The 11,559-nt window shown below is 42.6% G+C and carries 13 protein-coding genes; 7 read left to right on the forward strand and 6 right to left on the reverse strand.

Going from position 1 to position 11,559, the window contains the following annotated elements:
• Positions 1 to 8: 8 nt before the first annotated feature.
• Entirely contained in the window at positions 9 to 470 is a 462-nt protein-coding gene (gene rimP / locus SYN7509_RS0214380) for a ribosome maturation factor RimP (protein ID WP_028954321.1), read from the reverse strand.
• Positions 471 to 520: 50 nt separating this feature from the next.
• Here rimP and SYN7509_RS29760 point away from each other — a divergent pair, with 50 nt between their 5' ends.
• A complete protein-coding gene (locus SYN7509_RS29760; RefSeq protein WP_148297993.1) occupies positions 521 to 820 on the forward strand; it encodes a hypothetical protein in 300 nt (99 codons plus the stop codon).
• A gap of 12 nt (positions 821 to 832) precedes the next feature.
• On the opposite strand, the gene SYN7509_RS0214385 is transcribed toward SYN7509_RS29760, so the two are convergent.
• Genes SYN7509_RS0214385 through SYN7509_RS0214395 form a run of 3 tightly spaced genes read right to left on the reverse strand, consistent with a single transcriptional unit; the run spans position 833 to position 4,568 of the window.
• Positions 833 to 1,858 (reverse strand): ABC transporter permease, encoded by a 1,026-nt coding sequence (locus SYN7509_RS0214385; protein ID WP_028954322.1) that lies wholly within the window; start codon positions 1,856 to 1,858, stop codon positions 833 to 835.
• Between the two features lie 4 nt (positions 1,859 to 1,862).
• Entirely contained in the window at positions 1,863 to 3,509 is a 1,647-nt protein-coding gene (locus tag SYN7509_RS0214390) for an ABC transporter substrate-binding protein (RefSeq protein ID WP_009631741.1), read from the reverse strand.
• Between the two features lie 42 nt (positions 3,510 to 3,551).
• Positions 3,552 to 4,568, reverse strand: coding sequence for a sulfate/molybdate ABC transporter ATP-binding protein (locus SYN7509_RS0214395; RefSeq protein ID WP_009631742.1), 1,017 nt, complete (start codon positions 4,566 to 4,568; stop codon positions 3,552 to 3,554).
• 338 nt (positions 4,569 to 4,906) lie between these two features.
• Here SYN7509_RS0214395 and chlP point away from each other — a divergent pair, with 338 nt between their 5' ends.
• The 5 genes from chlP (at position 4,907) to SYN7509_RS0214425 (ending at position 8,159) form a co-directional block, all read left to right on the forward strand.
• Positions 4,907 to 6,127, forward strand: coding sequence for a geranylgeranyl reductase (gene chlP / locus SYN7509_RS0214400; RefSeq protein ID WP_028954323.1), 1,221 nt, complete (start codon positions 4,907 to 4,909; stop codon positions 6,125 to 6,127).
• Between the two features lie 178 nt (positions 6,128 to 6,305).
• Positions 6,306 to 6,611 (forward strand): type II toxin-antitoxin system Phd/YefM family antitoxin, encoded by a 306-nt coding sequence (locus SYN7509_RS0214405; protein ID WP_009631744.1) that lies wholly within the window; start codon positions 6,306 to 6,308, stop codon positions 6,609 to 6,611.
• Positions 6,608 to 6,991 (forward strand): type II toxin-antitoxin system VapC family toxin, encoded by a 384-nt coding sequence (locus SYN7509_RS0214410; protein ID WP_009631745.1) that lies wholly within the window; start codon positions 6,608 to 6,610, stop codon positions 6,989 to 6,991. Before SYN7509_RS0214405 ends, SYN7509_RS0214410 begins: the two co-directional genes overlap by 4 nt.
• 75 nt (positions 6,992 to 7,066) lie before the next feature.
• A complete protein-coding gene (locus SYN7509_RS0214415) occupies positions 7,067 to 7,261 on the forward strand; it encodes a hypothetical protein (RefSeq protein ID WP_009631746.1) in 195 nt (64 codons plus the stop codon).
• Positions 7,262 to 7,631: 370 nt separating this feature from the next.
• Entirely contained in the window at positions 7,632 to 8,159 is a 528-nt protein-coding gene (locus tag SYN7509_RS0214425; protein ID WP_009631747.1) for a helix-turn-helix transcriptional regulator, read from the forward strand.
• An 80-nt stretch (positions 8,160 to 8,239) separates the two neighbouring features.
• Here SYN7509_RS0214425 and SYN7509_RS0214430 read toward each other — a convergent pair whose 3' ends face one another.
• Both SYN7509_RS0214430 and SYN7509_RS0214435 read right to left on the reverse strand, forming a co-directional pair.
• Entirely contained in the window at positions 8,240 to 9,703 is a 1,464-nt protein-coding gene (locus tag SYN7509_RS0214430) for a M16 family metallopeptidase (protein ID WP_009631748.1), read from the reverse strand.
• Between the two features lie 8 nt (positions 9,704 to 9,711).
• The gene (locus SYN7509_RS0214435; RefSeq protein ID WP_009631749.1) at positions 9,712 to 11,277 is read right to left on the reverse strand and encodes a M16 family metallopeptidase; all 1,566 of its coding nucleotides are present in this window, start codon (positions 11,275 to 11,277) and stop codon (positions 9,712 to 9,714) included.
• Positions 11,278 to 11,387: 110 nt separating this feature from the next.
• On the opposite strand from SYN7509_RS0214435, the gene SYN7509_RS28575 reads away from it, so the two are divergent.
• On the forward strand, positions 11,388 to 11,540 hold the full coding sequence (locus SYN7509_RS28575; RefSeq protein ID WP_009631750.1) for a TetR/AcrR family transcriptional regulator: 153 nt from the start codon (positions 11,388 to 11,390) through the stop codon (positions 11,538 to 11,540).
• Positions 11,541 to 11,559: the final 19 nt, after the last annotated feature.

Here is an 11,559-nt window from a genome sequence, read left to right on the forward strand (position 1 = left end):
TTTACTTTTTAATGCCGCTCGTTTAGTTGTACTTTGGCGACTAAAGAGCGGGGAATTTCGACTTCTCGACCTTTGATATTTAGGTAAAGTGTGGTATCGTCGCGGCGAATTAATTGCCCTGACCACTCTTGTTGTCCTTTGTGGGGACTTGTGGCGCTAACAATAACAGCAAACCCTTTAAATGATATAAATTCGCGATCGCCCTTTAATTCTCTGGAAATCCCAGGGCTAGATATTTCTAATACATAGGCATCAGGAATAATATTTGTTTGGTCTAAAGTTGCCTCTATTGCCCGACTCATCCGTTCGCAGTCGTTTAACCCGGTGTCTTGCTGGGGATTGCGAATATCAATTCTTAGTACGGGCGGGTTTTGATTAGTATGAAAAACCACTCCAACTACTTCCAGTTGCAATTGTTCTGCTACTGGTGTCGCCAATTCGATAATTTGGGGAATTAAGGGGTGAGCCATTTTAGGACACAAAAAAAGCGGGCAAATACCCACTTCCTGAAACACTATTTGTGACATTCGCATCTACGCTGAAACAAGTATGCTTACAGCGAGGGTTTCTCAAGATTGCTCTCAAGACTTTGCTGCTTCACGGGAACCCCCTAGGCGGTCAACCTCCACAGCCAACACCACCGTCTGTCCAACGGCTGTTTGATTACCAGAGCATTTCCCGAATTATGGAGGTTCTTATGGTTTACTCTCAGTCGGCAGGCTGCTTAGACCATCTATACTATAGCACTTTTTCTGGCAATGACTGGCATTTCTTCTCCATCACCTCTCCTATTTGGCGAGCATTACACATCCTTTGGTAATTACCCAAAGTATTAGTAACGAATCCGGGGATCGATATAAGCATTAAGAATATCGATCGCAATACTGGCTAGGACTACTATAGTGGCAAAAAATACTAATATTCCCTGTACTGTAGGATAATCTCGCAAGGAAATCGCTTCGTAAAGTCGATTTGCTAACCCCGGCCACGAAAAGGTTACTTCTGTAAGCACCGCTCCCCCTAATAAAGATGCAAAGGTTAAGCCCAAAATTGTCACTACGGGAATTAAGGCATTTTTTAAGGCGTGAGCTATTAAAATTTGCCGCTCGGAAATGCCTCTAGCTCTTGCTGCTTCTACATAATCTGCGCGGAGGGTTTGCTTGAGATTGACGCGCACAATCCGCTCAAAAATGCCGCTTAATAGTACGCCCAAGGTCAAGCTAGGCAAACATAAATAGTACAATGCTGTAAAAAAACTGCCTAAGTCGCCATTGACTAAACTATCAACGGTATAAAGTCCGGTAAAACCTACGGGAGTAGCCGCAGAGGCGGGAAAGCGCGAACCTAAAGGAAACCAGCCTAGCTGTACGGAAAAGACTAATTGTACGAGCATTCCTACCCAAAATAAAGGTAGGGCGTAAGTAATAATGCCAAACAATCGCCCCCCCACATCTAACCAAGAATTGGGACGAGAAGCGGAGATTGCGCCTACGGTAATTCCTACGATTAAAGCTGTTGCCATACTAAAAACTGCTAGTTCTACCGTCGCTGGGAAATATTGTTTAATGGTGTCCCAAACTACTTCGCCTTGGCTGGTAATCGAAGTTCCTAAATCTAAGCGCAGCAGGCTACCTAGATAACGCACGTATTGCAGCCACAGGGGGTCTAGTAGCCCCAGTCGCTGGCGGTACTCTTGTTTGACGCTTTCAGGGGCGCGGACTCCTAACACCGCATCCACGGGATCGCCAGGGGTCGCACGCAAAAGTAAAAATACTACAGTGGTAATTGTTAGCAGCATGAGCGGTACTAACATCAGGCGGACGAGGATGTAGTATTGCAGGGATTTGGATCTTGACATGATTTTAACCTTTGCTCATTTGCCAGAGGGGAAGCTTTAAAATCGGGTCTATTTGCAAGCCTTGCAATCCTTGTTGAGCAAAAGCGTAGTCTTTCGTTTGTACTAAGGGAACGACGGGGACATCGGTGGCGACTAATTCTTGAATTTCAGTAAAGATTTTTTGTCTAGCTTCGGGGTTTTGTTCTTGGCGCTGTTGGGCGATAAGTTTGTTCATGCGATCGCTATAATAAAACGATCCTTGACTTTGACTTGCGCCTTCGCTGCAACCACCAGCTTCGCTACCTTTGGTGCAACCTAAAAAGGGTTGAATATAATTATCGGGATCGCCAAAATCGGGATACCAATCTAATAAAGCTATTTGATACAGTCCTTTACCGATATTGCCGAAAAATGCCGTTGATTCTGCTGCTTGTGGTTGAATTTCAACTATCCCGGCTAATTTTTGGCTGGCGTATTCTCTCAACGTACTGGCAATTTGTTCTCTAGTTAAAGAAGTCGCCGGATAAAATACTTCTAGCTTTAGCGGATTGCTGGCGTTGTATCCGGCTTGAGCTAAAAGTTCTTTGGCTTTAGCGATGTTGCCATCGCCGTATTTAGTTTGAAAAATTGGCTGGTAGCTGTCAAAGGTACTAGGAATCATACTGTACAGCGCTTCTGCTTGCTTTCTGTACACGCGATCGGTAATTAGCGATCGGTCAATCATGGCAGCTATTGCTTGTCTAACTACTAAATTATCTAAAGGTTTTTGTTTGACATTGAGCATCATGTGGGTGACAACGTTGCTTTTTTCTTCTAAAGCTTGCCATCCCTTTTGATTTGCTTGTTGTTTAAGACTTTCAACTTGATCGGGACTAAAGGCTAGGTAAGCAATATCTACCCCACCTTTGATAAAAGTATTGTACAAGTTAGCTGAACTACTAAGAATTTGAAAGTCAATGCCTGTATTGGGTGGTTTTGCTCCCCAATACTTAGGAAAAGCATCCATTTTGACTAATTGCGGCGAAAATTGTACTAATTTGTAAGGACCAGTACCGACAAAAGTACCGGGTTTAAACTTACCTACGCCTAGTTCGTAAGCCTTGGGAGAAACGGCGCACATTCCTGGAAAAGCGAGTAGGGAAGGAAAAGCTGCAAAAGCTGTTTTGAGTTTGATTGTTAGTTCGTACTCCGCCGATGCTGTAACCGATTGCACTACATCAGATAACAACGAAGCAGGTTTGCCGCCATTACCAATAAATCGATTTAACGAAAATGCCATTGCTTCGGCATTAAACCGCGTGTCGTCGTGGAAAATAACCCCTTGACGCAGGGGAATTACATAAGTTAATCCATCGGCGCTAATTGTGGGTAAAGCTGTGGCTAGTTGGGGTTCGAGATCGCTTGTACCTAGCTTGTAAGTGTAAAGGCGATCGCTCAAACTTGTCATCACGTTATTACCCGCAAGTTCGTAATTATCCGCCGGATCGAGAGTGCGCGGTTTTAAAGTTGTTCCCACGCTCAAACGATTGTTATTTGCAGCGCTGGGAGCGGTAGTTTGACTTGTATTTGGGCGACCATTACAACTAACTACAAGCAAACAGCATATAGACGCTAAACCTAAAACTTTGACTATAGATATCCATTTTTTAACAGACAAAGGCAGATCGATCATGTTTTAAATTAACTACTCAATTAAATACAAGCAACAGCTTAGTTAAATTGAATAGTACAACGGAAATGATTTAGCATCTTTGGGCTTGACGTAAACTCGCTGTTCTGGTTCTAGGTGCAGTTCGTCAAACCGTTCGCGGCTAAGGTGAGCAGTGACTACTTGACCGTCATCTAAAGTTAGTTCTACCTGAATTTCCCAGCCTAAATGAATCAGCCGACTAATTCTGGCGGGGACAGTAGTACCGTTAGGTTCTCTTTCGACAATTACATCTTGAGGGCGCAAAAAGACTTCTGGAGAGGCGGAGTTAAACCCGTTACCTTGAAACATTCTAGAGTTACTAGGCAATACATTCACCGGGCCGATAAAACTCATTACAAACGCTGTAGCTGGATGGTCGTAAATTTGGGCGGGGTTTCCTACTTGTTCGATACTGCCTTTATTCATAACCACAATTTCGTCGGCTACCTCCATCGCTTCTTCTTGGTCATGGGTAACAAATACTGTAGTTACGTTAACCTCATCATGCAACCGCCGCAGCCAAGCTCTTAAATCCTTACGGACTTTGGCATCAAGAGCGCCAAAAGGCTCGTCTAAAAGTAATACCTGGGGTTGGACGGCTAAGGCTCTAGCTAAGGCTACTCGCTGCCTTTGACCGCCGGATAATTGCGATGGATAGCGATCGCCAAGTCCTGCTAATTGGACTAATTCTAGTAATTCATTCACCCGCATTTTGCTTTTTGCTTTGCTTGTCTTGCGAATATCCAAGCCAAAAGCGATATTTTGACGCACTGACAAATGTTTGAACAAAGCGTAATGCTGAAATACAAAGCCAATATTGCGTTCTTGGACGCTTTGATCTGTCGCGTCTTTACCTGTCAGCCAAATTTTGCCGCGATCGGGCATTTCTAGCCCCGCAATCAGCCGCAGTAAGGTAGATTTTCCCGATCCCGATGGTCCTAATAAAGCAACTAAAGAACCACTTTCAATTTCTAGGCTCACTCCATCAACAGCTTGGAAATTGCCAAACTTTTTGGATACGTTTTCAACAACTATGCCCACGGCAATACCTCTTTATACAGTAGAAGAAGATTAAGTCTAAAGGCGCGAATAATATGATCCTTCAACTCGATACTGCGATCGCCTTTGAGCCTTAGCTTGTAATTCCCGGTTTATCTGTAGGGATACAGTAGTTTTTATAACATATATCCTGGAGGTGAAAAAAGATTAACCCTTAAAATATAAAATTTGCAACTTCAAACTACAGATCGTTACTTAACTTTTATATAAAGTTGTTAAGCTGTATTGCAAAATAGGCGGATTGGGGGCTTACATAGGTAGACAAGCAAAAAGTACGTGATACCATACTTTCCTAGCTGTAGAAGATTGGGAGAATGGCTTTGACTTTACGAGTTGCGGTGGTTGGCTCTGGCCCAGCAGGTTCCTCTGCTGCGGAAACACTGGCGAAAGCAGGAATTGAGACTTTTTTGTTTGAACGCAAGCTAGACAACGCCAAGCCTTGCGGCGGGGCAATTCCTTTATGTATGGTTAGCGAGTTTGATTTGCCACCACATATCATTGACCGCCGGGTGCGGAAAATGAAAATGATTTCCCCTTCAAACCGCGAAGTAGATATTAATTTAGTTAATGAAGACGAATATATTGGTATGTGCCGCCGCGAGGTACTAGACGGCTTTATGCGCGATCGCGCGGCGAGCTTGGGGGCAAAATTAATTAATGCCACCGTACATAAACTTGATATTCCCACTAATAATAACGATCCTTATACCATCCACTACATAGACCACAACGAAGGTGGTTCGCAAGGGGTAGCTAAAACTTTAAAGGTAGATGTAATTATTGGCGCAGATGGTGCTAATTCACGGATTGCTAAAGAAATTGACGCGGGAGATTATAACTATGCGATCGCTTTTCAAGAGCGCATCCGTTTACCTCAAGCGCAAATGGACTACTACAACGATCTTGCAGAAATGTATGTAGGCGATGATGTTTCTACCGATTTCTACGCTTGGGTGTTCCCCAAATACGACCACGTAGCCGTAGGTACGGGAACTATGCAGGTACACAAAGCTAGTATCAAGCAATTGCAAGCTGGTATCCGCGCTCGTGCGGCTAAAAAATTAGTCGGCGGCGAAATTATCAAAGTAGAAGCTCACCCCATCCCCGAACATCCCAGACCCCGCCGGGTAGTTGGTAGAGTTGCTTTAGTCGGCGATGCGGCGGGTTATGTTACTAAGTCTTCGGGGGAAGGGATTTATTTTGCAGCTAAATCCGGGCGGATGTGTGCCGAAACCATTATTGAAGTTTCCAATAGTGGCGCAAAAATTCCTACCGAAAACGATCTTAAGCTTTACCTCAAGCGCTGGGATAGAAAGTATGGCTTGACTTACAAAGTTTTGGATATTCTGCAATCAGTGTTTTATCGTACCGATGCTACCCGCGAGGCATTTGTTGAAATGTGTGCGGATATGGACGTACAAAAGCTAACGTTTGATAGTTACCTGTACAAAACTGTAGTTCCAGCTAATCCTTTTACTCAACTCAAAATTACTGCTAAAACTCTTGGTAGTTTGATTCGCGGTAATGCTCTTGCTCCTTAAACATGGAGAGTTTAGACCTGCGGAAAATTGAGCGATAAAAATAAATTTTTAATTGGGGTAGGCTTCTCGCCTGCCCTTTTTGCTAGTTAGTTTCTAGATAAAATAGCAAAGAGACTCAAACTACTAGAGCTTTTGTTGAAACACTTTCGCGGACATTTTTATTGCGGCAATCTAAATAATGTTGAACGTTACTGTTGATGAAATACAAAGCGACCCGTTGAAATATATACGTCAAGTAGAGGCAGGTGAAACTTTAGTTATTGTTGAAAATGATCAAGCGATCGCAGAACTTAAACCTATTATTAGCAATAAACTATTGCCGCAGGCACGAGCTGCGCAACAAATGATGGAAATAGAACTGCCACCTATTACTAGCGGTAAACAATTACGACCCTATGGTTTATGTGCGGGCGAGTTTACCGTTCCAGATGACTTTGACGCTCCTTTACCAGAGGATCTGCTCAGTGCATTTGAGGGCAAATGAGGATTTTGTTAGATACTCATATCTTTTTGTGGTTCATCAGTGGTAGTACCCAATTATCAAAAGATGTTCGAGATGCCATTCGCGATCCAGGGAACGAGGTTTATCTGAGTGCAATTTCAGTTTGGGAAGCAATTGTCAAGTATCAGTTAGGCAAGTTACCTCTGCCAGCGCATCCCGAAACGTACTTACCCAAACAGCGCGATCTTCATCAAATTGCTAGTCTTGAGCTTGACGAAAGTAGTGCGATTCAACTAGCTACACTGCCACCATTACATCGCGATCCATTTGACAGAATGCTTATTTGTCAAGCTTTACAAAATGGTTTGACAATTGCGACAGTAGATGCAGCAATTCGTGCTTACTCAGTCAGCATCATATAACAGCCCAAACTGGTGAGACATATACTTTTTAGAATTGCGATCGCTTTTCCCACCAATTCTTAGTAAAAAACCCTTATGGATGACTCAATATTTATTATTTTCATTGCTTTTGGCTGTCTTTGGGCAGTAATGGGGACGGCGATTGTATTTTTATTTTTTAAAAGTGACGGACAGCAAGAAGTTAAAATTGGCAAATGGGGATTAATCGTAGCTTTACCGATTGTAATTCCGATGGCGATCGCTTTTATTTATGCTGCCGTCCGTAGATAAGCTTGTGACATTAATCCATTATTGGTTGTCACTTGACAATTGATGACTAAAGTTTTAGCCTATATGTATAAGGCTATAAATATATAAAGTTGATATGGCAAGGAGAACTCACCCAAAGCCAGAAATTGAAGCGGCGCTGAGGTACGTCGAACAAAATGGATAGCGTGTGGCGATTGGGGGATCTCATGCTTGGGGCAAAATTTATTGCCCCTATAATGACAAAGATTGTAGATGTGGGACTTATTGTATCTCTAGTATCTGGAGTACCCCAAAAAACGCTGGCAATCATGCCAAACAGATTCGGCGCACAGTTGATAACTGTACAAACCACAAAAGTTTAGACGATCCTTGTGAACAAGAGGAATGAGAGATGAAAGAGTATGATTTTACCCTAAAGTTTAATCTTCAAGATCCCCAAGCCGATGCTGATGATTATATTGAGAGACTATATGCAGGCGGCTGTGATGATGCCTTAATTGGAGTTGGATTGAAAGGATTTATCTCGCTAAATTTTATTCGTGAAGCATCATCAGCCCATGAAGCTATTTCTAGCGCTATTCATGATGTGAAATCAGTGATTCCATCAACTATTTTGATTGAAGCATCACCAGATTTTGTTGGTTTGACAGATGCAGCTAAAATTGTTGGCTGCTCAAGGCAAAATATGAGAAATTTGATTGTGAACAGCGACGGGCAATCCCCGCTTCCTGTCTATGGAGGTACACCTTCGATTTGGCACCTAGGGGAAATTTTACGTTGGTTGCGCGTAGTCAAAATGTACTCAATTGATGACTCGTTATTAGAGGTTGCTGAAACCACTATGAATCTTAACATTGCTAGAAGTTATCAAAAAATCGCTCCTTCTATCCAGGAAAATATTAAGTCTCTAGTTTGTTAAACAATTTATTGAGAGTTTTGGATGTTGGTCTACCCTTGTGCAAATCAAGGGTAGATTTGTAGATAGTGCGATCGCTCTTACTATTTCATGACTACAGGTTTTGCGCCCGGAATAGTCACATCTATCGGCGTTACTTGGGTTGCTAGTTCATTTAAAGGCGGTTGAATTGCGGTAGTATTGCCTACAACTAATGTCACCAGATTTTCGGGCTTGAGATAGGTTTTAGCTACTCTTTGGACATCCGCCGCCGTTGTTGCTTCTACGCCGCGCTGGTAGCGAAAGATAAAATCTGCCGGATAGCCATAATATTCATAACGCATCAGGCGCGATAATGTTTGGGCTGGATCTTCAAAATTAAATACAAAAGAGTTTAAAGTTGAATCCTTTGCATAAGCAAGTTCCGCCGGGGTGACAAGTTTAGATTTTAAGCTGGCAATTTCTGCGCCGATCGCTTTAATAAAAGGTACGGTAGCATCAGAACGAGTTTGTCCGCCAGCAAGGAAAGTTCCGGGATAGTCGTACTTAGGACTCCAGACACCGTAAACAGTATAAGCAAGTCCTTGGCGCGATCGCACGGAATTAAACAATCGTCCGCCAAAACCGTTTAATACTCCACTTAGCACATCTAAGGCTGCATAATCTGGGCTATCTAATTTTCCGCCTAAGTGACCAATTTGCACGTAACTTTGGGTAAGTTGCGGTTGATTGACGACAAAAACACCGCCGGTTTTTGCTTGAGAAACTGTTGGTAAAGTGGGCTTAACTAGCTTGGGGTTAGCTTGCCAATCTCCCAAGTTTTTTTGAATAAGCGATCGCATTTGCGCCGAATTAAAGTCGCCTACAATCCCCAAAATCATATTATTGGGGTGAAAATATTTTTGATAAAACCCAATTAAATCATCGCGGGAAATATTATCGATAGTTGCATATTCAACTGTACGGGCATAAGGACTCGTATCGCCATAGAGCAGCTTTTGAAACTCTCGCCCTGCAATATCTTCGGGATCGTCATTACGCCTTGCAATCCCACCTTTTACCTGAGTTTTGGCTAATTCTAGCTGTTGCTGGTCAAAAACCGGAGTTTTTAATACCTCGCTAAATAACTCAAATACTGTGGGCAAATCTTCACTTAAAGCACTAAAGCTTGCACTACCAGACGTTGTATTAATACCCGTTTCTACACTAGCAGCCCGTTGTTCTAATAACTGATTGAGTTCGTCGGGGGAATGGTTTGTAGTCCCGCCAGTACGCATTACTGTACCCGTAAGCCCTGCTAAACCTATCTTATCAGCACTTTCAAAGCGATCGCCTGTGCGAATTAATGCCGTACCGCCGACTAAAGGCAATTCTCGATCTTCTAACAAGTACACAACTATGCCATTATCTAGGACAAATCGCTCGTACTTGGGCAATTTTATTTCTGGTAAGGGTGCAAACTTCAACTCGTCGTAATGTTGAGCTGTGGCTGCCATACTAGGCAAACCCAGCAATACAACTAGCAGCATTGAAACTACTGCTACTGTCCATTTAATAGTTATTTTCATACTTTCCTTTAATTCTCTTTTGGCAACAAACGCCCAATTGTGCGATTTTCTGGCTTAAAAGTAGCTACCGCAACTCTCTGCACATCCGCCGCCGTTACTGCGTTCAAACGCTCTAATTCTTTAAATAAATTGCGCCAAGAACCAGTTTTTACTTCGTATTCCATTAGCAACTGAGCCATGCCAGCATTAGAATCAAGACTTCTCAATAATCCGGCTTTTGCTTGGGTTTTTACCCGATCTAATTCTATAGCTGATACAGGCTCGGTTTTTAACTTCTCAATTTCGGCTCTTAAACCCGTTGCTACTTGATCTAGTGTCTTATTAGGAGCAGTCAGAGCATAAAACAACATCAAATTCGGGTATTTATCCCCAGGAAAACCGCTAAATCCTTGAGCATTGAGGGCTAATTGCTGCTTTTCTACCAAAGAACTATATAACCTAGAAGTCCGTCCATCACTTAGCAAACTGCCAATTAGTCCATAAATTACATTGTCTGGATGGGTAATTGCTGGACGGTGGTAAGCTTCTAAGTACCAAGGCTGAGAAGGTAATTTTAATTCAACTTCTCTAACTTCTGTTTGTTTTGGTTCTACAGCTTTAAGTTTAGGTGGTGAAGGTTTTGCTTTAAATCGTCCAAAGTAAGATTGAGCGAGTTCTTTTACCTGTTTGGGGTTTACATCTCCCACAAGGGCGATCGCAATGTTACTAGGAACGTAATAAGTATCAAAAAATTGTTGCACATCTTGCCGCGTTAGATTGCGTAAATCCTGCTCGTAGCCAATGGTAGGACGTTTATAAGGATGCGTAGTGTAAGCTTTGTCTAGCAACGCCTCAACCATTTTACCAATGGGAGAATTATCTACTCGCAGTCTTCTTTCTTCTAAAATTACATCTTTTTCTTTGTAAAACTCTCTAAATACTGGATCTAAAAACCGTTCTGATTCTAGAGACATCCAAAGTTCTAACTTATTGGAAGGAAAGCTATAAAAATACCGTGTAGCTTCTACAGAAGTAGAAGCATTTAAGCCTACTCCCCCAGCTTGCAATACAATTTGTCCTAATTCATTTTGTTCAACTAATTTCAGGGCTTCAGCTTGGACTTTATCAAACTCTGCTTGCAATGCTGGTACTTTGTCGCCGCCCACTTTAATTTGCTCTGCTAAAGTATCTAAGCGGTTAAGCAAAGGTTTTTCAGCTTTATAGTCTTTCGTCCCGATACGCTGCGTACCTTTAAACGCCAAGTGTTCGAGAAAGTGCGCTACGCCAGTTTTACCCGTTGGCTCATTTGCTCCCCCCACATCCGCGTAAGTGAGAAAAGATACTACTGGCGCTTGGTGGCGCTCTAAAACTAAAAATTTCATCCCATTATCTAGGCGAAACTCTGTTAGTCTATTGGCAACGCGATCAAAGTATGGTGCAATAGACTTGTTAGGAGCGGGAGTTTTAGGCAGGGCGATCGCACTATTTGACTCTAAACCGCATCCCAGCATTGTTACTACTAAAAAAATTATTAAAAGCCGATACCATATGTAAGGCATGGCTAATGGACGAAAACGACTAATCGGCTGACTCATAAGTAAATGTTTGCAGTACGATGTAACAATAAAATCCGTTGAGTTTGCGGCGACTTTAGCGCAATATTAAAATGCTTCTGTAGCATTGGGTAATCTAAACATACAACTATATGCAAGTTTTCCACCGTCCTTCTCAATTTGAAGATTCTTCGCGCGATCGCATCAAAAAAGCTGCTATCAAGTTGTCTGCTGCTAAGGGCTTTGATAGCACTACTACTCGCGAGTTGGCAGAGGCGGCGGGGGTTGGCGGAGATTTTTCTTAATGGTATTTTAGTCAAAAAC

This window comes from Synechocystis sp. PCC 7509 (assembly GCF_000332075.2).
GTDB lineage: Bacteria > Cyanobacteriota > Cyanobacteriia > Cyanobacteriales > Chroococcidiopsidaceae > Aliterella.

What these genes read in the sequence shown, in the direction of transcription:
- SYN7509_RS0214385 (WP_028954322.1), bottom strand. Translation starts at nt 1,858, where the DNA reads ATGTCAAGATCCAAATCCCTGCAATACTACATCCTCGTCCGCCTGATG.
- SYN7509_RS0214405 (WP_009631744.1), top strand. Translation starts at nt 6,306, where the DNA reads ATGTTGAACGTTACTGTTGATGAAATACAAAGCGACCCGTTGAAATAT.
- SYN7509_RS0214430 (WP_009631748.1), bottom strand. Translation starts at nt 9,703, where the DNA reads ATGAAAATAACTATTAAATGGACAGTAGCAGTAGTTTCAATGCTGCTA.
- SYN7509_RS0214410 (WP_009631745.1), top strand. Translation starts at nt 6,608, where the DNA reads ATGAGGATTTTGTTAGATACTCATATCTTTTTGTGGTTCATCAGTGGT.
- rimP (WP_028954321.1), bottom strand. Translation starts at nt 470, where the DNA reads ATGGCTCACCCCTTAATTCCCCAAATTATCGAATTGGCGACACCAGTA.
- SYN7509_RS0214425 (WP_009631747.1), top strand. Translation starts at nt 7,632, where the DNA reads ATGAAAGAGTATGATTTTACCCTAAAGTTTAATCTTCAAGATCCCCAA.
- SYN7509_RS0214415 (WP_009631746.1), top strand. Translation starts at nt 7,067, where the DNA reads ATGGATGACTCAATATTTATTATTTTCATTGCTTTTGGCTGTCTTTGG.
- SYN7509_RS28575 (WP_009631750.1), top strand. Translation starts at nt 11,388, where the DNA reads ATGCAAGTTTTCCACCGTCCTTCTCAATTTGAAGATTCTTCGCGCGAT.
- SYN7509_RS0214390 (WP_009631741.1), bottom strand. Translation starts at nt 3,509, where the DNA reads ATGATCGATCTGCCTTTGTCTGTTAAAAAATGGATATCTATAGTCAAA.
- SYN7509_RS0214435 (WP_009631749.1), bottom strand. Translation starts at nt 11,277, where the DNA reads ATGAGTCAGCCGATTAGTCGTTTTCGTCCATTAGCCATGCCTTACATA.